This window comes from Streptomyces sp. NPDC025806, from assembly GCF_055558275.1.
In genome coordinates, this window is sequence record NZ_JBVHMU010000012.1 from 172,175 (window position 1) to 192,492 (window position 20,318).

Annotated in this window: 16 protein-coding genes and 1 other RNA gene; 4 read left to right on the forward strand and 13 right to left on the reverse strand. The window is 71.1% G+C overall.

Annotated features, from left to right (window positions below):
* Positions 1-233 precede the first annotated feature (233 nt).
* From ACZ4E1_RS26825 to ACZ4E1_RS26840, 4 genes are all read right to left on the reverse strand, one after another.
* A complete protein-coding gene (locus tag ACZ4E1_RS26825; RefSeq protein WP_467543681.1) occupies positions 234-1,547 on the reverse strand; it encodes an acyltransferase family protein in 1,314 nt (437 codons plus the stop codon).
* The gene (locus tag ACZ4E1_RS26830; RefSeq protein WP_467543684.1) at positions 1,544-3,733 is read right to left on the reverse strand and encodes a polysaccharide deacetylase family protein; all 2,190 of its coding nucleotides are present in this window, start codon (positions 3,731-3,733) and stop codon (positions 1,544-1,546) included. Before ACZ4E1_RS26830 ends, ACZ4E1_RS26825 begins: the two co-directional genes overlap by 4 nt.
* Positions 3,734-4,447 (reverse strand): hypothetical protein, encoded by a 714-nt coding sequence (locus tag ACZ4E1_RS26835; protein ID WP_467543687.1) that lies wholly within the window; start codon positions 4,445-4,447, stop codon positions 3,734-3,736.
* A gap of 214 nt (positions 4,448-4,661) precedes the next feature.
* Positions 4,662-5,639 carry a LysR family transcriptional regulator gene (locus ACZ4E1_RS26840; protein ID WP_467543690.1) on the reverse strand — a complete coding sequence of 326 codons (978 nt, stop codon included), beginning with the start codon at positions 5,637-5,639 and terminating at the stop codon, positions 4,662-4,664.
* Positions 5,640-5,722: 83 nt separating this feature from the next.
* Between ACZ4E1_RS26840 and ACZ4E1_RS26845 the strand changes: the two genes are divergently transcribed.
* Together ACZ4E1_RS26845 and ACZ4E1_RS26850 are read left to right on the forward strand one after the other, a co-directional pair.
* Positions 5,723-7,045, forward strand: a complete 1,323-nt coding sequence (locus tag ACZ4E1_RS26845) for an MFS transporter (RefSeq protein ID WP_467543692.1) — start codon at positions 5,723-5,725, stop codon at positions 7,043-7,045.
* 143 nt (positions 7,046-7,188) lie between these two features.
* Positions 7,189-7,929, forward strand: coding sequence for an SDR family NAD(P)-dependent oxidoreductase (locus ACZ4E1_RS26850; protein ID WP_467543697.1), 741 nt, complete (start codon positions 7,189-7,191; stop codon positions 7,927-7,929).
* 78 nt (positions 7,930-8,007) lie between these two features.
* Here ACZ4E1_RS26850 and ssrA read toward each other — a convergent pair.
* The 3 genes from ssrA to ACZ4E1_RS26865 all read right to left on the reverse strand — a co-directional run bounded on the left by ssrA (position 8,008) and on the right by ACZ4E1_RS26865 (position 10,245).
* Positions 8,008-8,395, reverse strand: a transfer-messenger RNA (tmRNA) gene (gene ssrA, locus ACZ4E1_RS26855).
* 118 nt (positions 8,396-8,513) lie between these two features.
* Complete coding sequence (smpB, locus tag ACZ4E1_RS26860; protein WP_467543701.1) at positions 8,514-9,050, reverse strand: SsrA-binding protein SmpB; 537 nt, start codon at positions 9,048-9,050, stop codon at positions 8,514-8,516.
* A gap of 31 nt (positions 9,051-9,081) precedes the next feature.
* The gene (locus tag ACZ4E1_RS26865) at positions 9,082-10,245 is read right to left on the reverse strand and encodes a S41 family peptidase (RefSeq protein WP_467543703.1); all 1,164 of its coding nucleotides are present in this window, start codon (positions 10,243-10,245) and stop codon (positions 9,082-9,084) included.
* A gap of 310 nt (positions 10,246-10,555) precedes the next feature.
* Between ACZ4E1_RS26865 and ACZ4E1_RS26870 the strand changes: the two genes are divergently transcribed.
* On the forward strand, positions 10,556-12,556 hold the full coding sequence (locus ACZ4E1_RS26870) for a zinc ribbon domain-containing protein (RefSeq protein WP_467543706.1): 2,001 nt from the start codon (positions 10,556-10,558) through the stop codon (positions 12,554-12,556).
* Positions 12,557-12,620: 64 nt separating this feature from the next.
* Here the strand turns inward: ACZ4E1_RS26870 and ftsX are convergent, their stop codons facing one another.
* Complete coding sequence (ftsX, locus tag ACZ4E1_RS26875) at positions 12,621-13,538, reverse strand: permease-like cell division protein FtsX (RefSeq protein WP_467543708.1); 918 nt, start codon at positions 13,536-13,538, stop codon at positions 12,621-12,623.
* Positions 13,539-13,576: 38 nt separating this feature from the next.
* Positions 13,577-14,266, reverse strand: coding sequence for a cell division ATP-binding protein FtsE (gene ftsE / locus ACZ4E1_RS26880; protein ID WP_026245701.1), 690 nt, complete (start codon positions 14,264-14,266; stop codon positions 13,577-13,579).
* Positions 14,267-14,586: 320 nt separating this feature from the next.
* On the opposite strand from ftsE, the gene ACZ4E1_RS26885 reads away from it, so the two are divergent.
* Positions 14,587-14,781, forward strand: a complete 195-nt coding sequence (locus ACZ4E1_RS26885) for a hypothetical protein (RefSeq protein WP_467543712.1) — start codon at positions 14,587-14,589, stop codon at positions 14,779-14,781.
* Positions 14,782-14,860: 79 nt separating this feature from the next.
* On the opposite strand, the gene ACZ4E1_RS26890 is transcribed toward ACZ4E1_RS26885, so the two are convergent.
* From ACZ4E1_RS26890 to ACZ4E1_RS26905, 4 genes are all read right to left on the reverse strand, one after another.
* Positions 14,861-15,712 carry a hypothetical protein gene (locus ACZ4E1_RS26890; RefSeq protein WP_467543715.1) on the reverse strand — a complete coding sequence of 284 codons (852 nt, stop codon included), beginning with the start codon at positions 15,710-15,712 and terminating at the stop codon, positions 14,861-14,863.
* 292 nt (positions 15,713-16,004) lie between these two features.
* Complete coding sequence (gene prfB / locus ACZ4E1_RS26895; protein ID WP_467543719.1) at positions 16,005-17,111, reverse strand: peptide chain release factor 2; 1,107 nt, start codon at positions 17,109-17,111, stop codon at positions 16,005-16,007.
* A gap of 44 nt (positions 17,112-17,155) precedes the next feature.
* Positions 17,156-18,394 (reverse strand): serine/threonine-protein kinase, encoded by a 1,239-nt coding sequence (locus ACZ4E1_RS26900; protein WP_467543723.1) that lies wholly within the window; start codon positions 18,392-18,394, stop codon positions 17,156-17,158.
* A 144-nt stretch (positions 18,395-18,538) separates the two neighbouring features.
* Positions 18,539-20,155 carry a serine/threonine-protein kinase gene (locus ACZ4E1_RS26905; RefSeq protein ID WP_467543878.1) on the reverse strand — a complete coding sequence of 539 codons (1,617 nt, stop codon included), beginning with the start codon at positions 20,153-20,155 and terminating at the stop codon, positions 18,539-18,541.
* Positions 20,156-20,318: the final 163 nt, after the last annotated feature.

The window sequence follows — 20,318 nt, forward strand, 5'->3', positions numbered from 1 at the left end:
CCGCGGCGCCCCGTGTTCCGGTCTCGTGCGCCACCGCGGGCCGGTGGGGGCTGGTCGCGCAGTTCCCCGCGCCCCTGGAGATGCGCACTTCGTGCGCCATCTCCATCGGGGCGGCGCCCCATCGGGGAAATGCGACGCGAAGCGTCTGCATTTCAGGGGCGCGGGGAACTGCGCGACCAGCCACGACGAAGCCCGCAGCCGCCCGACAAGGGCACCCCGCACACGAGCAGGCGCTACCCCCGCCGAGCCCCGCGCGCACCCCTCCGCTTAGAACCGTCCGGCCAAAGCCGAGGCGCCCGCTTCGCCGCGAGGTCCTCGATCCAGCCGACCCCGAGAACCGCCAGCGCGATCAACGGCCACACCAGGACGAACATCCACAGCATGTACGTCGTGTCCAGCGCCCCGCTCCACCGCTCGTTCTCCATGAACGGCAGGTCGTACGCGAGGTCGATGATCGGCACCGTCGCCATGATCAGCATGTTGTGCCAGAGATAGATCGTGACGGCCCGGTTGTTGGACAGGGTGACGACCTTGTCCCACTTGGCCAGCCGGCCGGGCAGCTCCTGCCAGGACGGCGAGTACTGGAGCAGGATGACGACGAAGCCGAAGGACCAGGTGGCCTGGGCCAGCGGGATGTCGTTGAGGTCCCAGCCGTCGGGCCCGAGGTGCCCGGAGGCCCACCACAGGCCGAAGGCCATGACGAGCGCGGAGCAGGACACGGCGAGGTAGCGCGGGACTTTGGCGAGCAGCCCCTCGTGGTGGGCGAAGCCGAGCACCCAGCAGCTGCCGTAGACGGCGAAGTCGGTGACCGCGTTGCCCGTCTCGCCGGGGATGGTGACGAGGCCGGTGCCGACGATCGCGGTGAGGCCGAGCGGAGCGAGCAGCGTCGCCCACGGCACCTTGCGGAACGCCCAGAGGAGCAGCGGCGAGGCGATCACGAACCACATGTAGGCGCGCAGGTACCAGAGCGGACCGGCGGCCTGGGCCGGCCAGGTGTCCTCCAGAAGGCCCGCCTTGTCGCCGAGGTGCCAGGGGAAGCTGGGGGCGCCGATCGGCACGAGGTAGTTGAAGAGGCTGACCCAGCCCCAGGTGCCGCCGTTGTCCGGGTCCTTGCCCGGGTTCCAGCCGCCCGCGAAGAGCAGCGTGAGGACGACGACGCTGAACGCCCACATCGGCGGCAGCAGTCGCCGGATGCGGCCGCGGATCACGCCGAGGGCGGGCCGGCTCAGGGAGCGGGCCATCAGGGATCCGGCGAGCGCGAACATCACGCCCATGGACGGGAACAGCACCGTCAGCCAGGCCCAGCCGAACAGGTGGTAGACGACGACGCGGACCAGCGCGGTGGTGCGGAGCAGGTCGAGGTACCGGTCGCGCCCGGGCTTCTTGGGCGCGGGCTTCGCCTCGGGCTCCTCGACGACCGGAAGGGCCGCCGTCTGCGCGGGCTGCGCCGGGACGTAGGCGTACTGCGGGTCCTGGTACTGGGGTTCTCGGTGCTGCGGGTCGCGGTACTGCGGGTCCCGGTACTGGGGTTCCTGGGGATACGTCATGCCACGGGCCTCCTGTCGTCTCCTGCCACCGCCGCGTTCCGCTGGTGCGGCAGCGCTCCGGGCGCCGCCCCCACCGCTCCGGTGCGGCGCAGCTTCTGCCAGCGCAGCCGGCCGCCGGTGAGCGCGGTGATCCAGGACTGGAGCAGCACGACGTACATCAACTGCCGGTACAGGAGCTGCTGGAGCGGGAGGGATATGAGGTGCGTCATCCGTTCCTTGTCGAGGCGGAAGGCGTAGGCCGCGCAGACGGCCTGGAGGGCGAGGACGCCGAGCCAGGCGATGATCGTCTTCTGCGTGGGCCCGAACACGACGCCGTAGAGGAAGAAGACGTCGATGAGGGGCGCGAGCAGCGGGGCGAGGACCATGAACAGGGAGACGAGCGGCAGGCCGACCCGGCCGAAGCGGCCGGAGGGGCCGGATTCGACGAGCGCGCGGCGGTGCTTCCAGATGGCCTGCATCGTGCCGTACGACCAGCGGTAGCGCTGGGACCAGAGCTGCTGGACGGACTCGGGGGCCTCGGTCCACGCGCGCGCGTTCTCCGCGTAGACGACCTGCCAGCCCTCGCGGTGCAGCGCCATGGTGACGTCGGTGTCCTCGGCGAGCGTGTCGTCGCTCATGCCGCCGATGGGCTCCAGGGCGCTGCGCCGGAAGGCTCCGACGGCGCCGGGGATGGTCGGCATGCAGCGCAGGATGTCGTACATGCGGCGGTCGAGGTTGAAGCCCATCACGTACTCGATGTGCTGCCAGGCACCGATGAGGGAGTCCCGGTTACCCACCTTCGCGTTGCCGGCGACGGCGCCGACGCGCGGGTCGCCGAAGGGCTGGACGAGCTCGCGCACGGTGGACGGCTCGAAGACGGTGTCGCCGTCCATCATCACGACGAGGTCGAAGCGGGCGTTGGCCAGACCGCGGTTGAGGGCGGCGGGCTTGCCCGCGTTGAGCTGGCGGACCACCCGTACGTTGGGCAGCCGCAGGTTCTCGACGATGCGGGCGGTGCCGTCGCTGGAGCCGTCGTCGATGACGATGACCTCGATGGGGTGCTCGCTGAGCATGAGCGAACGGACCGTGTTCTCGATGCACTTCGCCTCGTTGTAGGCGGGCACGAGGACCGAGACGGGCTCGGTGATCGGCGGGCCCCAGGCGAAGCCCTTGCGGCGCACGCGGCGGGCGTGGATCACGGAGAGCAGCAGCATCAGGACGAAGCGGCCCATGACGAGGACGCCGATGACGGCGAGCCCGCCGACCAGCACGGTCGTGATGTTCTCCGAGGCCTGCACGGCGTAGATCCAGGCCTTGCCCTTGGCCAGTTCGAGGCCGGTGACGGGCGTGTGGGCGCTGGCGATGCCGAGGGCCTCGGTCAGGTTCTGGAACTTGTAGCCGTGGTGCTGAAGCTCGGGCAGGAAGCGGTCCAGAGCGGCGACGGTCTGCGAGCGGTCGCCGCCGGAGTCGTGCATGAGGACGATGGCGCCCTTGCCGTGGTGCGGGGTGGCGCGGCGGATGATCTCGTCGACGCCGGGGCGCTGCCAGTCCTCACTGTCGGTGTTGTTGACGACCGTGATGTAGCCGCGCGAGCCGATGTACTTCGTGACGGGCCAGGACTTGTCGTCCATGGCGTCGGCGAACGAGGAGTACGGCGGCCGGAACAGGGAGGTGCGCACCCCGGCGGCGCCCTCCAGGGCGAGCTGGTTCTGCGACAGCTCCCAGTCGATGCGCTTGCTCGACTGGTAGGAGAGGTCGGGGTGGTTGAAGGTGTGCAGGCCGACCTCGTGGCCCTCCTCGACCATGCGCTGGACGAGGCCGGGGTAGCGGGAGGCCATGGTGCCGGTGACGAAGAAGACGGCGTGCGCGTCGTGCTTCTTCAGGACGTCGAGGACCTTGGGGGTCCACTCCGGGTCGGGGCCGTCGTCGAAGGTGAGGACCAGCTGGTGGTCGTCGATGGACCGGCTGCTCTCCTGGCCGCCCCGGGTGTCGATGACGGGGCCGCCCTCGAGGATCTTCTCGGGGACGTGGTCGGTGGCCGCCTCGGGCTGGATGCGGTGGTCGGCCATGATCTCGCTGTGCACGTAGCCGCGGAGCATGAGCATCGCGAGCATCGCCACGAGGAGCAGGACGGGCAGCAGATAGCGCAGCGGGAGCCGGCGTCTGCGGGCAGCGCTGTGCCGCCGGGGACGTGAGCGGTGGGACATCTACAGGACGCTGCTTTCGGGGGACGCGACGGGCGGGGCCGAGGCATCGGCGCCGGTGCTCGGGGCGAGGGTCCGGGACGCGACGGTGTCCGTGCCGCCGCCTGCGGGCTCGGCGGGCGGGTCGTCGGTCGGCTCGACCGGGGGCGTCGTGGCGGGCTCGGTGGGACCGTCGGTCGGGCCCTGGGTCGGGGGCGGGGCGTCCGTCGGGTCCGGCGGATCGACCGGGGGCGGGGTGGTCCTGCCGCCGCCGGTGGGCCGGTCGGCGGGGGTGGTGCCGGTGCCGGTCGTGGTGTCGCCGGGGGTGCCGGTGGCCGGCGCGGTACTGGCGCCGGGCTCGGTGCTCGCGCCCGGCGAGGCGGAGCCGGAGGCGCCCGGGGACGGGGTGTCGCCGGGGGACGCGGTGGGTGTCGCGGAGTCGGCGGGAAGGAGCGGCTCGGTGTCGACCTGCCCCGCGGGGCCCTTGTGTTCGGCCTCCATCGGCAGCCAGGGCGCGCTGGAGTTGCCCGAGAGCAGGGTGGCCACGACGACCACGGCGTACGCGGCGCAGGCCATGCCGACGGCCACGCCTATGCGGCGGAAGGTACGGCTGCGGCGCCCCGAGTCGTCGACGAAGACGGGGACTTCCTTGTCGTCCGGCACGGGAGCGCCGGGGCCCGACGTGGTCGCGAGGAGTTCGCTCAGCTGGCGGCCCGCGCCGTCGAGCTGGACCGTCACCTCGTTCGGATCATGCGTCTGCCCGATCTGGGCATTTTCACGCCAATTTTCCACCGTACGCTCTTCCCCCCAGGGGCATGTTTCATGGGGTGCGCACGCGACTGTCCGAGCATCGTCGGCCGGACCGGGCCCCCACCCGATCCGGGCGCCCCCCTTATCACACTGCGCCCGGACCAAGAATGTAGCGCACCCGGGTGACGCTCGTGGTCACGCCTCAGGTCCGCCTCATCATGATGCGTGCATCCATGGTCGGAATCCAGCCATTCGCGGGATGTTCGAGCCAGCCGTTCTCGGCCGCGAGCGCGGTCGCCGCGGCCTGCAGCGCCTGGATTCCCGGGTGTTGTCGCCCCTTGCGCCACACCAGCGACACGGGTGACAGAGGTACCGGGTCGACGAGCGGCCTGCGGACCGTCCCGGGCATGGCCGGAAAGTCCACTCCCGTGAGGACGGGATTCCGGTATTTGGTCATGATCCGCCGGAATTCCTCCTGCCCGACGGCGAGCGGTGCCGGCGGCGCGACCGCGATACCCCGGCCCTCGAACAGCCGCCGGGCCAGGTCGGTCCACTCCGGGGTCCGCGGATTGCCCGCCCCCGCGTACACGGTCTCCCCCGCGAGCCGGTCCAGCGGCACCGCGTCGAGCGCGGCCAGCGGATGGTCCTCGGGCAGCACGATCGCCATCGGCTCGTAGCGCACCGGCTGCTGGTCGAGGCGGGCCCGGACGGCCGGATCGAGTCCGGCGAACCGGCCGAAGGACACGTCGAGGCGCCCGGCGAGGATCTCGGCGGCGGCGCCGGTCAGACCGCTCTCGTAGCGGGTCATCAGCTCCTGCTCGGGGGCGAGTTCGCGGGCCCGCGCCAGCACCCGCTCGTGCGCGAGCCCCGGGCTGTTCACGTCCACGAGGAGCGGCCCGCGCTCCGGCGGGGGCCCGGCGAACGCGGCGAGCAGCGCGTCCTGCGCCTCGATCGCCCGCCGCGCGTGGGGCAGCAGCCGCGCCCCGTCGGCGGTGAGCGTGACCTGCCGGGTGGTCCGCGCGAACAGCTCGGCACCGAGCTCGCGCTCCAGGCGCCGGATGTCTCGGCTCAGCGCCTGCTGGGCGACGTAGAGCCGGGCGGCGGCCCGGGTGAAGTGCAGTTCCTCGGCGACGGCGAGGAAGGCGCGCAGCAGACGGGGTTCGACGTACGACGACGACATCGCCCGAACTTACAACGCAGCCGCGTGAATCGGCACCGAACAGGTGTTGGACCCCGGCCCGGCCCCGAGGCGAGGCTCGTGCCATGCCAGACGCCCTCACCCCACCCACCGGCCACGACGCCCTCCCCGCCGACACACCCCCCGGCGCCGGCACCCTCCCCGCCCCTCCTCGCCGCGACGCCACACCCCACCCGAGCGGGACCCGACCCGCGCGCCGTCACGGGTCCTACCGGCGACTCTCCTCGGTCCCCGGTGCCCGCGCCTTCACCCTCGGCAATCTCCTCGCCCGGTTCCCTCAGGGCATGTTCAGCATCAGTGCCGTGATCATGATCTCGGGGGTGCGCGGCTCCTACGCGCTCGCCGGGGCGGTCACGGCGACGGGCCTGGTCGCCAACGCGGTCGTCGGGCCGTGGACGGCCCGCCTGGTGGACCGGCTCGGGCAGGCCAGGGTCGCGGTCCCCGCGGTCGCGGTCTCGGCGTGCGGTTCGCTCGGCCTGCTGCTGTGCGTGCGGTTCGGGGCGCCCGACTGGACACTGTTCGCCGCGTACCTGGCGACGGCGGCGACACCCAACACGGGCGGCATGTCCCGGGCCCGCTGGGCGCACCTGCTCGACGACGACCCGGACGCCCTGCACACCGCGAACTCCTTCGAGCAGGCGGCGGACGAGTTCTGCTACATGCTCGGCCCGGTCGTCGCCGCCTTCCTGTGCGGGTCGCTGTTCCCGGAGGCGGGCACGCTGGCCTCGGTGTTCCTGATGGTGAGCGGCATCCTCGTCTTCGCCGCGCAGCGCTCGACGGAACCCCCGGTCCACGCCCGCACGGAGAGCTCACGTACCCCGCTGCGCGTCCGGGGCATGCCGCCGCTGCTCCTCTCCTTCCTCGCGACGGGCGGGATCTTCGGTTCGCTCGAAGTCGTCACGGTGGCGTTCGCCGACGCGCAGGGCCACAAGGTGTGGGCGGGCGCGATCCTGGCGCTGCAGGCCGCGGGCTCGGGCGCGGCGGGCCTGGTCAACGGCGCCCTCAAGCCCACCGGCCCCGCCGACCGCAGGCATCCGCTGTGCGTGGCGGCGATGACGGCCCTGATGACCCTGCCCCTGCTCGCCGCCGCGCTCACCGGCTCCCTGTTCGTGCTCGGCGGCGCGCTCCTGATCGCGGGGATGGCGACCGCGCCGACGATGGTGGCGGGCATGACCCTGATCCAACAGCGCACACCGGCGGCCCAGTTGAACGAGGGCATGACCCTAGCCGTCACCGGCCTGCTCGGCGGCATCGCGTGCGGCTCGGCGCTGGGCGGCACGGCGGTGGAGCACTGGGGCCCGACGGCGGCGTACGCGGTCCCGGTCACGGCGGCCACCTGCGCCCTGCTCCTGTCCCTGTACGGGTACGCGCGCCGCCCCGGCCGATAACCACCCCCACACTTCCACATCACGGAAAACAAATTCCATCTGACGGGAATCTGTGATCCACTCCCCCCGGCAAACAACCAACGGCGAGCCACACTGCCACACACAGGCGAGCCACACAGCCACACACAGCAGGGGGCAGTCACATGGGAGAGAACCGCGTCGCGGTCATCACGGGTTCGTCCTCCGGGATCGGCGCGGCCATGGCCCGCCGGTTCGCGGCGGAGGGCCTCCGGGTCGTCGTGAACTCGTCCGGCAGCGAGGCCGCGGGCCGGGAGCTGGCCGCACAGCTCCCGGAGGCGGTGTACGTGCGCGGCGACGTGTCCGACCCGGCCGACGCGCAGCGCATCGTGCAGACCGCGATCGACGCGTACGGCCGGCTCGACGTGCTGGTGAACAACGCGGGCGCGACCCGCTTCATCCCGCTCGACGACCTCGACGCGGTCGGCGCCGACACCTGGCGGGACCTCCTCGACGTCAACGTGATCGGCGTCTGGCAGATGGTCACGGCCGCGGCCCCGCATCTGCGCGCCTCCGGCGCCGGAGCCGTCGTCAACGTCTCCTCGGTCTCGGCGACCCGGGCGCTGGGCAGCTCGATCCCGTACGCGGTGAGCAAGGCCGCGGTGAACCACCTGACCCGGCTGCTCGCCTCCCAGCTCGGCCCGGAGGTCCGGGTGAACGCGATCGCGCCCGGCCTGATCGACACCCCCTGGTACGCGGAGGCCGAGGAGGTCTGGGAGAGCTCGCGGGACTGGATCACGGCGAACACCCCGCTGCGCCGCGTGGGCACACCCGAGGACGTGGCCGAGGCCGCGCTCTATCTGCTGGACGCCGCGTACACCACAGGCGACGTCCTCACCGTGGACGGCGGCCGCCACATCGTCTGAGCACCGCCCGAATGGGCACCGCCCGCACACGACAAAGGCCCGGCCGTCGAAGACGGTCGGGCCTGAATCGCATGGGATGAGTGGAGATGGCGGGAATCGAACCCGCGTCCAACGGTGCAGCAGCAGGGCTTCTCCGTGTGCAGTTCGCTTCGATTTTCTCGGCCCCGGTGATCACGCGAACAAGTCGCCGACGGGCCCAGTCACTGTTTGATTTCCCATCGAACCCCGTGACCGGGCTCGATGGTTTAGTTCCCTAGATTATGCCAGGATCCGGGTCGGGAACACTCCCGGGCTGACACCCTTTTAGGGTCCTTCAGTCGCTGTTATTAGGCAGCGAGGGCGAAGGACTGGGAATCGCTCTTGGAATTGGCGATTATTGGTTGCGGCATATGGTTTACGAGATCATTGCCGCTTCCTCGACACGCTTCACCTGCTTCGACAGCCGCTGTCGAAACCGATCATCCCCATGTGTTTTTTTCAAAATGGATCTTTCGATCCGGGTGCCCCTGCGCTGAGGAGCAGTGCCATCGTACGTGAACAACGCCGGGCGGTGCCAGCCTATTCCCGCCGCCCCGCTCCGCGGGTCAGCGCTCCCGCGCCCGCTGCCGCCGCTTCGCCGCCGCGATGGCGCGGTCCGAGTCCCGGCGGTCCTGCTGCTCGCGCAGCGTCTGCCGCTTGTCGTACTCCTTCTTGCCCTTGGCGAGCGCGATCTCGGCCTTGGCACGGCCGTCCTTGAAGTAGATCGCGAGAGTCACGATCGTGTGACCCGACTCCTGGGACTTCGCCTCCAGCTTGTCGATCTCCTCGCGGTGCAGCAGCAGCTTGCGCTTGCGGCGCACGGCGTGGTTGGTCCAGGTGCCCTGGCTGTACTCCGGGATGTGGGCGTTGTGCAGCCACGCCTCGTTCCCGTCGATCTGGACGAAGGCGTCCGCCAGGGAGGTCCGCCCCTGGCGCAGCGACTTGACCTCGGTGCCGGACAGCACGATGCCGGCCTCGTAGGTGTCCATGATCAGGTAGTCGTGCCGCGCCTTCTTGTTCTGCGCGACGATCTTGCGCTTGCCGTCCTTCTTGGACGCGTCCCCCTTGCCCTGCTTGGGCTGGGACTCCTTCGGTACGTACATTCCCTTGGCCATAGTGCTGGCTATTTTCGCACTACGAGGGGGTCCCGAGGCCACTCAATACTGTCTCGGCCCGACGCAGCGCCGCCGCGTCGACCTCCAGGTCCGGGGTGATGCCCCGGCCGTCGACGCTGCCGCCCGAAGGAGTGCGGTAGTGCCCGACGGTCAGCTCCACCACGGAGCCGTCGGGCAGCCGGCTCGGCATCTGGACCGAGCCCTTGCCGAAGGTGCGGGCGCCCACGACGACCGCGCGACCACGGTCCTGCAGGGCTCCGGTCAGCAGTTCGGCCGCGCTCATCGTCCCGCTGTCGACGAGCACGACCACGGGTCTGGTGGTGTCGCCGCCGCGCTCGGCGTGCAGCGCCCGCTGCGTGCCGCGCACGTCGTACGTGGCGACGAGCCCGCCGTCGAGGAACGCGGAGGCCGCCGTGACCGCCTCGGTGACCAGACCGCCCGAGTTCCCCCGCAGATCGAGGACGAGGCCGCCGCCCGCGGGGGCGGCCCGGACCGCGGTGCGCACCTGCGCGCCCGCGCCCTTGGTGAACGCGCTCACCTTCACGAGGGTGCCGTCGTCGCCGAGCCGGGTCACGCTGACCGGATCGGTGGACAGGGCGGCGCGGCGCAGCGTCTCGGTCCACGCGCGCGTGCCGCGCCGCAGTCCGACCTCGACCGACGTGCCGGCGTGCTCGCCGCGCAGCAGGGCGAGGACCTCGGTGACGGGACGTCCGGTGACGCGTTCGCCGTCGACGGAGGTGATCCGGTCGCCCTCACGGACACCGGCCAGTCGAGCGGGCGAGCCGTCGCGCACCTTGGTGACCTGGAGCCCGCCGCCGGCGGTGCGCCGCGCCCACAGGCCGACGCCGGTGTACTCGCCGTCGAGGGACTGCTCGAACTCCTCGTACTCGCCCTGGGAGTAGACCGCGGCCCAGCGGTCGCCGCTGCGGCTGACGGCCTCCTCGGCGGCCTCGGCGGGTGACTTGCCGTCAGCCATCGCCTTGGCGGCGGCCTCCGTGGGATCGGCGAGCGGCTCCCGGTGCGCGGCGGCGACCTTATCGTCCTGCCCGCCCCCGGACCCACTCGGCTCACCCGGCAGCCCGCCGGCGGCGGCGCCCGCGGCGAGGACACTCGCGAAGACCAATGTCAGGGCCGCCCCGCGGCCGAAGCGACGGGGCCGGGAGAACAGCTCCGGGCCGGACATGCCGGTGAGTCTAGGGGTTCAGGTCGGCAAGGTGTTGCTTCCCGCCCAACAGACCGCTGTGACGTGCAATGCACTTCCCGGACGGGTTTCGTACTCAACTCGATGCGAAATGGGCAGCGTTGTTCCCACACCTGAGATTTCACGGCCGTGCCTTGGCCCTCTGAGCTACTGGCTGGTTGTGGATTACTCGCCGGTTGTGGAGAACTTCGCCACACGTCCCGGTGCAGTCGACCGGCAACCCTGGTGAGTTCCGTCTGCTCCTGCCTAGCGTGCAAGTGAGCGACAGGACGGTGTTCGGGAGGGGGTGAGGGTGGTGCAGGCTGCCCAGGCACGGAAGTTCCGCGGCAAGAACAAGGGTCCGCGGTGGACCCGGCCTGATGACGGAGTGGTGTCGGTGATGGTGCTGCCGTTGGCCGTCACCGACCCTGCCGACCTGACTCGGCTGGAAAAGCTGTTCGGCGCCATGTGGTCGCTCAAGCGGGCCGTCCAGCACGACGCCCGCGCCCGGGTCGACGCCTACTGGGCGGCGTTCCACGAGCGGAGCGCGCGGGGCCCGAAGGCCGTCCGACAGCGCCTCGGTCTCTCACGCGAAGCACTGGAACGGTGTGCGTACAAGCACCTCGAAGGGTCGGGGCACTTGAAGCACCACGCGTCGAAGGCCCTGGCCATGCATATGGCTGACGAGGTGTGGAACGGCGTGCAGCGCCACCTGTTCCCCGACGCCACCGGGGAGCGCCGAGGTCGGCCCCGTGTGGGCCGGTGGCACGACTTCACCCGCATCCCCGGCCGCGCCCGCTCCCACACCATCGAGCGCAAGTGGGAGACCTTCCGACTCGTCGGCACCCTCCACGGCCACATCACGGCCTACACCGACCATCGCCGACACCGCCTGCTGCAGCCACGCCGGATGGCGAAGCCCGCACGGCCCTCCGGAAGGTCAGCGGACGGTACCCGCAAGGCCACCTGGTGGGACCACGCCGGTCCGCTGGCCGTGGTGTTCGCGGGCGGCCCGGACAGCGAACGCGGCGACCTGGTCCTCCCTGTCCGCATCCCGCAGGGGCCCGGGCAGGAGGCCCGAGCCCGGCACTTCCTTGAAGCCGACACCCGCTGGCACAAGGTCGATCTCGTCCGCCGTCGGAAGCCCGGTACGCCGGGCGGCTGGGCGTACGAGGCGCACCTGATGATCCTCGGCCCGGGCTATGCCTCTCCGACCGTGCGTGCCATGCGTGATCAGGCGGCCGGGCTGGACCGGGTCGCAGGAGTGGACGGCAACGTCTCCAACCTGTCCGTCGTCTCCTTCCCCGCGTCCCTGGAACCCGCCGACGGCCCACCGACGTCCACGGAGATCACGCTGAGTGGCCAGGAGCGGGCGCGGCTGGAGAAGACCACGAAGAAGGGCCGGGACCGCGCTCGAGCGCTGGAACGGTCCCGCCGATCCACGAACACCGCACAGTACGGGCTGTCGAAGAAGCAGGCCCACAGAGCACAGCGGCGAGCCGAGAAGGGCCTTCCGCCCAAGGCAGTGGTGGTGCCGGGCGGTGCCCGGGACACCCGGTCCGACGGGGCGCCGAAGCAAGCGTTCCGTCGTGACCAGCTGTCCCGCGGCTACCGGGAACTGTGCGCCCGACAGGCCCAGGCCTCCGCCGGCGCAGCCGAGTACCGACGCCACCGCGCCCGCGCCGTCGCCCGCGAGATCATCGCCGCCCACGGCCCCCGCCTCACCGTCGAGGACTGCGACATCCGCACCTGGTTCCGGCTGTGGGGCAAGCGCCTGACTCAGACCACACCCGGCATGCTGATCTCCGCCCTGGAGATCGAGTGCAAGGCCGCAGGTGGGCGTCTCCTACGGGCCTCCACCTGGTCCACCGCCCTGTCTCAGCACTGCCTGTGCGGCGAACGCGTGCACAAGACCCTGCGGGACCGCGAGCACGAGTGCCCCGCATGCGGCCTGGCCGGCAAACGCGACCTCGTCGCCGCCGCACTCGCCGCCTTCGTCCGCATCGAAGACGCGGACGACCCGAAGACCGCGCACCTGGACACCGCCCTGTCCCGACATGCCCAGATCACCTACGCACAAGCGCTGGAAGAGGCGCTGCGGGAGTCAACCACACCGAGCCCGAAACCGCCCCGGCGGCCGGGTCGCGTGGCAGCACCACACCACCAGGTGCCTCTGCTCCCCGAACCGCCGGACCACGGAACCGAGCAGCCCCGGACGAACCGCGCCCCGTACGCGACCACACCGGAAAACCCGGCCCCCGTACCGCGTGCAGTCCACAGCCCACCCTCTGGTGAACTGCGGATCAAGTCTTAGGACAACGCGAAGCGCCGTACGGAAAGTTGGTCCGTACGGCGCTCTCGTCAGTGGGGGACTCTCGTCACACCTTCAGGTACTTGCGCAGCGCGACGAACGCCGCCAGTGCCGGCATCAGCACGCTCACCGCGAGGATCAGCGGCAGCTTGGTGAGGACCGCGTCCCAGCCGATGAAGTTGATGAGCTGCAGCTTCTCCGACAGGGCCACGCCGTTGTCGATCACGAAGTACTGACCGGCCGCCAGGAACACGCAGGCGATGCCGCCGCCGATGAGTCCGGCGACCGCGGCCTCCATGATGAACGGCGCCTGGATGTAGAAGCCGGAGGCGCCGACGAGCCGCATGATGCCGGTCTCGCGGCGGCGGCTGAACGCGGACACCCGGACGGTGTTGACGATCAGCAGCAGCGCGACGACGAGCATCACGGCCATCACGGCGCCCGCCGCGACGTTGAGGTAGCCGAGCAGCCGGAAGAGGTTGTCGAGCACGCCCTTCTGGTCCTGCACGGACTGCACGCCGGGCCGCCCGTTGAACGCGGTCGCGATGACCTCGTACTTCTCCGGGTCCTTCAGCTTGATCCGGTACGACTCCTGGAGCTGGTCCGGGGTCAGCGAACTGGCCAGCGGGGAGTCGCCGAACTGCTCCTTGTAGTGCTTGTACGCGTCGTCCTGCGACTCGTGCGCCACCTTGTCGACGACGGGCATCTTGTGCAGGTCGGAGAGGATCTGCTTCTTCTGGTCCGCGGTGACGGGGCCCTTGGCACAGTTCGGGTCGGACTCGGCGTCTCCCTTGTTGCACAGGAAGATCGAGACGTTGACCTTGTCGTACCAGTAGCCCTTCATCTGGTTGACCTGATCGCTCATCAGGAGTGAGCCGCCGAACAGGGCGAGCGAGAGGGCCACCGAGATGATGACGGCGAAGGTCATCGTGAGATTGCGGCGGAGACCGACGCCGATCTCCGACAGGACGAATTGGGCACGCATGCGCTAACTGAGCCTTTCGCAGCTTCTCTCGGTACTTCTCAGTGCTGGTAGCCGTAGACGCCGCGTGCCTGGTCGCGGACGAGGCGGCCCTTCTCCAGCTCGATGACGCGCTTGCGCATCTGGTCCACGATGTTCTGGTCGTGGGTGGCCATCACCACGGTGGTGCCCGTGCGGTTGATGCGGTCGAGCAGCTTCATGATGCCGACCGAGGTCTGCGGGTCCAGGTTTCCCGTGGGCTCGTCCGCGATCAGCAGCTTGGGGCGGTTCACGAAGGCGCGGGCGATGGCCACGCGCTGCTGCTCACCGCCGGAGAGCTCACCGGGCATGCGCTCCTCCTTGCCGCCGAGGCCGACGAGGTCGAGCACCTGGGGCACGGACTTGCGGATCTCGCCGCGGGACTTGCCGATGACCTCCTGCGCGAAGGCCACGTTCTCGCCGACCGTCTTGTTGGGCAGCAGACGGAAGTCCTGGAAGACCGTGCCGAGCTGGCGGCGGATCTGCGGGACCTTCCAGTTGGAGACGCGGCCCAGGTCCTTGCCCAGGACGTGCACCTGGCCGTGGCTGCACCGCTCCTCGCGGAGGATCAGGCGCAGGAACGTGGACTTGCCGGAGCCGGACGAGCCGACCAGGAAGACGAACTCACCGCGCTCGACCTCCAGGGAGACATCCCTGAGGGCGGGCCGGGTCTGCTTGGGGTAGACCTTGGAGACGTTGTCGAATCGGATCACTGGTGCGCCTCGGAGCTTCGGGGGCGTCGGGGGCGGGGGTGTCCGAGACACCCCCTCGGTGTGCGTGACCATACGCGAATGGGGAGGCGGCGTGCAGGCGCCGTCCCCGGTTGCGCGTTTTGTCCTGGTGGACGGCCGGCGAGGCGCCGCTTTTGTCCACCCTGTAGCCGGTCAGGGCCGCTCTGTGGACCGAGGCGCGCCGAAAATCCCGGAAACTGGCACAGTGGTAGGGGGAACGGTTGCGTTTCCCGAGGCGTTGAGCGGAGAGAACCAGTGGGTATGTGGACGGCCGGCTCCGCCGCGCGTGAGGAGGACGGCGCATGACCTATGACCGGTTGGTGTGCGCGAACTGCGCGTCGCCCGTGAGCGAGGGCCGCTGCCCCGTGTGCCGGGCGAACCGCGAGCGGCTCCAGCAGGAGAACCCGCTGTCCGGACTCACCCCGATGGCGCTGATCGCGCTGCTCGCCGCGCTGATCGCGGCCGTGGCACTGATCGCGACGCACCAGCCCGTGTAGCGCGAGGACGACGAAAAGGGCCCGGAGCCGTGTGGCTCCGGGCCCTTCGTCATGCCGTGTGCGCGCGGTGAGCGTCAGCTCACGCGGCGGCGCCGCGGTTGCCCGCGAGGCGCGGCAGCAGGCGGAAGCCCACACCGCCCGCGATCATGGTCGCGGCACCGATCAGCAGGATGGTCGTGCCGGACGAACCGGTCTCGGCCAGCTCGCCGTTGCCCTTGCCGTTGCCCGTGCCGTTGCCGGTCTGCTCGGCCGGGGCGGAGCCCGTGTCGTTCAGGCCGTCCTCGGACTGGCCGCCCTGCTCGACGGGGTTGTTGTTGCCGTCGGGGTTGGTGTTGTCACCGCCGGTGGACGAGCCACCTCCGTTGCCGCCACCGTTGTCGCCGGAGCCACCGTTGCCGTTGCCGCCACCGTTCTGGTTGCCACCGTTGCCGGAGCCGCCGTTCTGGTTACCGCCGTTGCCGGAGCCGCCGTTCTCGTTGCCGCCGTTGCCGCCACCCTCGGTGGTCTCACCGACGGTGCCCTCGGACGTGCCCTCGCTGGTACCGACGGAGGTGCCCTCGGACGTGCCCTCGCTGGTACCGACGGAGGTGCCCTCGGACGTGCCCTCGCTGGTGCCCTCAGAGGTGCCCTCGGACGTACCTTCGCTGGTGCCCTCGGACGTCCCCTCGGACGTACCTTCGCTGGTGCCCTCGGACGTCCCCTCGGAGACGCCGACGGACGTGCCCTCGGTCGTACCCTCGGTGTCGCCCTCGCCGAGGCCGACACCGGCGCCGATACCGTCCTCGCCCGCGTGAACGTTCGCGTCGAGGCCGAGGATGCCGATGTTCACGTCAGCGGCGGAGGCGGCGCCCGCGGCGGTCAGCGACGCACCAGCGGCGATCACCGCACCAGCGGCTATCCGCGCCACACGGATCCGCGTCTTCTTGGTCATCTGTCTGCTACCCCCAGTAGCCAATCGTCAATGGAGCAGCGCCAGGGCGCGCGCTCGGAGCAGGGGCAGCAGAGGCCTTCGTACGACCCGCCCCCGTTCACACGCGTCCACTGAATACGCATGCCGCGCGCAACCCTTCCCAGTTTTGCGATCAGCGTCAAGGCGGTTTGCGCACGCGATGCCCCATATCGGGCGGTTCGGCAGGGGAACGGATATGTGAAAGTGCCGTAAATGACAACTGCCGCCCTTGAGGCGGCAGTTGTCATGTCGATAAAGCGGCGGGAACCGGCGCTTACTTCTCCTGCTGCTTGCGCCAGCGAATTCCGGCCTCGAGGAAGCCGTCGATCTCGCCGTCGAGCACGGACTGCGGGTTGCCGACCTCGAACTCGGTGCGCAGGTCCTTGACCATCTGGTACGGGTGCAGGACGTAGGACCGCATCTGGTTGCCCCACGAGCTGCCGCCGTCGCCCTTGAGGGCGTCCATCTTGGCCCGCTCCTCCTGGCGCTGGCGCTCGAGGAGCTTGGCCTGCAGCACGTTCATCGCGGTCGCCTTGTTCTGGATCTGCGAGCGCTCGTTCTGACAGGAGACGACGATGCCGGTGGGGAGGTGGGTCAGACGGACCGCGGAGTCCGTCGTGTTCACGCCCTGGCCGCCGGGGCCCGAGGAACGGTAGACGTCGATGCGCAGGTCCGACTCGTCGATCTCGACGTGGTCGGTCTGCTCGACGACGGGGAGCACCTCGACGCCGGCGAAGGACGTCTGGCGGCGGCCCTGGTTGTCGAACGGCGAGATGCGCACCAGGCGGTGCGTGCCCTGCTCGACGGAGAGCGTGCCGTACGCGTACGGGACCTGGACGGCGAAGGTGGTCGACTTGATGCCGGCCTCTTCCGCGTACGAGGTCTCGTAGACCTCCGTCTTGTAGCCGTGGCGCTCGGCCCAGCGCAGGTACATGCGCTGGAGCTGCTCGGCGAAGTCCGCGGCGTCGACGCCGCCGGCCTCGGCGCGGATGTTGACCAGCGCCTCGCGGGAGTCGTACTCGCCGCTCAGGAGCGTACGGACTTCCATCTCGTCCAGCGCCTTCTTGACGGAGGTCAGCTCGGACTCCGCCTCGGCGCGGGTGTCCGGGTCGTCCTCCTCCTCGGCCATCTCGAAGAGGACGGAGAGGTCGTCGATGCGACCGCGCAGCGCCTCGGCCTTGCGCACCTCCGCCTGGAGGTGGCTCAGCTTGCTGGTGATCTTCTGCGCCTCTTCCGGGTCGTCCCACAGGGACGGCGCGGCCGCCTGCTCCTCGAGCACGGCGATATCTGCCCTCAGCTTGTCGAGGTCCAGGACGGCCTCGATCGACTCCATGGTCGAGGAGAGGGACTTCAGCTCTTCGGAAACATCGACGACTGCCACAGGACCAGCCTAACGGCTGGTGCAAGTGATCCGTTCCCGGTGCCTCACGGGTGGGCCGGAGCCGAATTGCCGCTGTCCGCGGGCGGGCCCTCGTCCGAGCCGGAGGAACCGGCCGCCCATATGCCGCCGCCGACGGCCAGGACCAGGACGGCTCCGGCGACGCCCAGCGTGAGGCGGCGGCGCCGGGCCGAGGCGCGGTTGCGGGCCGAGCCGGGGCGCGGGGCGCCGGACGCGCGCGGGGCGCGGGCGGTGCCGCGGGCGCCGCCGGCCAGCTCGTCCGGGGCTGGGACGCGCATGGAGGTGTGGGTGTCGCGGTTGGAGTCGGTGGAGGCGGCGCCGGGGACCAGCGGGACGGCGCCGCGGCGCGGGGCGGGTTCCTGTTCGTGCCCGTCGGCGGCGGCCTCCTGCTCCTCCGGCGCGGGGTCGGCGTCGGGCTCGTCGACGTCGAGCGGGGCCATGCCGACGAGCAGCGGCTGGAGCTCGCGCAGCCGGGTGGCCATCTCGGAGGCGCGCAGCCGGGAGGCCGGGGCCTTGGCGAGGCACTGGACGAGGAGCTGCCACAGCTCGTCGGGGATGCCGGGCAGCGGCACGACGGTCTCGGTGACGTGGCGGCGCAGGATCGCGCCGGGGTGGCCGCCGCCGAAGGGGGTGAAGCCGGCGAGCAGCTCGTAGAGGACGGTGGCGAGGGCGTAGATGTCGACGGCGGCGCGCGGCGGGAGGCCCTCGATGATCTCGGGGGCGAGGTAGTCGGGGGTGCCGACGACCTTGGAGGCGCGGGTGCGGCGCGGGGTGTCGATCAGCTTGGCGACGCCGAAGTCGGTGAGCAGGGCGGGGTGGGCGCCGCCGGGGCCGAGCGGGCCCTGCATGTCCAGGAGGATGTTCTCCGGCTTGACGTCGCGGTGGACGATGCCGGCGGCGTGGGCGGCGGCCAGGCCCTCGGCGACGTCGGCCACGATGGCGACGGCGGCCTCGGGGGCGAGGCGGCGCTCGCGGTCGAGGCGGGTGCGCAGGTCGGTGCCGCGGATCAGGTCCATGACCAGCGCGAGGTCGTTCCCGTCCACCACCAGGTCGTGGACGCCGACCACGCGCGCGTGGTCGAGGCTCAGCAGGGCGGTGCGCTCCTGGACGAAGCGGCCGACCAGCTCCTGGTCGGAGGCGAGGTCCTCGCGCAGCAGTTTGATGGCGACGGGCCCGTCGGGCCCCTCGCCGAGCCACACCGTGCCCGCGCTGCCGCGGCCCAGGATCTGGTGGGCGGTGTACCGGCTGCCGATCTTCCGTGCCAAGACTGCTCCTACAGACGCGTGTTGGCGCCCAAGCTACGCGGCTCGGGCGCCGACCAACGCATCAGCGGCGGAAATCACCCGCTGGATGTCGACAAATCTCCAACATCGCTGTCCCGGCGGGGTGTCGGCACGGGTCCGGGACGCTCAGGCGCCGCCGGAACCTCCACTGGAGCCGAGGTCACCGATCCAGCCGGTGACCGTCGAGAACCAGTCGGACAACTGGGCCCAGTAGCCCTTGCCCGTGCCGATCCAGTCCTGGAGCGGGGTGAACTCCCACACCAGCCAGCTCACGACGAAGAGCATCACGACCATGAACAGGCAGCCCTTGAGGCAGCCGAGGCCGGGGATCTTCATCGGGTTGGCGCTGCGCTGACGCGGCTCCCGCGGCGGCCGGGCCTGCTGCGGCGGCGGCTGCGGCGGCGCGTACTGCTGCTGCTGCGGGGTCTGGGGCGCGTACCGCTGCGGCTGCTGCTGGGGCTGCTGCTGCGCGTACTGCTGCTGCGGCCTGCGCGGCTCCTGCTGCGGGCGGGCCACCTGGCGCTGGGGGCGACGGCGGCGCAGCGGGTCCTGGTCGGGGTCGACGTACTGCTGGACCTGCGTCTGCTCGTTGCGGTCGCGGGCCGCGCGCAGCTGGTTGCCCCACGCGTCCGGCATCGCCTGCTGCTGCGGCGGGTCCTGCGGGACCGGGGGCAGCACGGCCGTCGGGTCGGCGGCGCCGCCGGGCTGCTGCTGCATGACGCTCGTCGCCGCGTTCGGGTCGTACCCGGCGGCCGGGTTGGTCGCCGCCGCGTTGCTCGGCAGGACCTGGGTGGGGTCGGCGGCGCCCGGGGCGTCCGGGACCTGGGCCGGCTGCGGGTCCGGGGCGAGGAGCGCGCCCACGCCCTCGGCGGCGGCGATCTGCGCGCTGTTCGCGTGCACGCCGATGCCCTCGGCGACCGCGCGCAGGCCGCGCGCCAGGTTCTCGGCGCTGGGCCGCTCGTCCGGGTTCTTGCGCAGGCAGCGCTCGATGACCGTCCACAGCGGGTCGGGGACCGTCGAGGGGCGGCGCGGCTCGGAGCTGAGGTGCTGGTGGAGCACTTCGAGGGCGCTGCCGCCGGCGAACGGCGGGCGGCCCGTGACGAGCTCGTAGAGCAGGATGCCGGCGCCGTAGACGTCGACGGCGCTGGTCTGCGGGCGGCCCTCGGCGGACTCCGGGGCGACGTACGCGGGCGTGCCGACGAACTCGTGGGTGCGGGTCAGGCCCGGGGAGTCGGCGAGGCGGGCGATGCCGAAGTCGGTCAGCATCGGGTGCATGCCGGCGTCGTCCTGCTTGAGCAGCACGTTCGCCGGCTTCAGGTCGCGGTGCACGACGCCGTCGGCGTGGCTCGCGGCGAGGGCGTCGGCGATCTGCGCGGTCAGCAGGGACGCGGCGACCGGGGAGAACGGGCCGTTCTCCCGCAGGTAGCGGTGCAGGTCCGGGCCGTCGACCAGGTCCATGACGAGGGCGAGCAGCTCGCCCTCGACGACCAGGTCGCGGGTGCGGACGATGTTCGGGTGCGTGAGGCGGAGCAGGACGGAGCGTTCGCGCAGGAAGCGCATCACCACGTCCGCGTCGTTCGCCAGCTCCTCCTTGAGGACCTTGATGGCGACGGTCTCACCGGGCTGGCCGGCGACGGCCGCCTCGGCGCCCGCGGTCTCGCGCTGGCGGGCTCGCCAGACGGTGCCCGTGGCGCCGCGTCCGAGCGGCTCCTCGAGCAGGTACTTGCTGCCTACCGGCCGCACGTCATGCGCTCCCTGCATCGGTGTCTGCTTGGTCTGCCGGTGCTTGTGCCCGGTCCCAGATGTTCCGACCCACTGTAGTGGCGCCGTACGGAGTACCGACTGTCGATCTTCGGCCTCCTGGCCGGGTTCCGCCCCCGGCCTCGACAAACCTCTGTTCGACAGG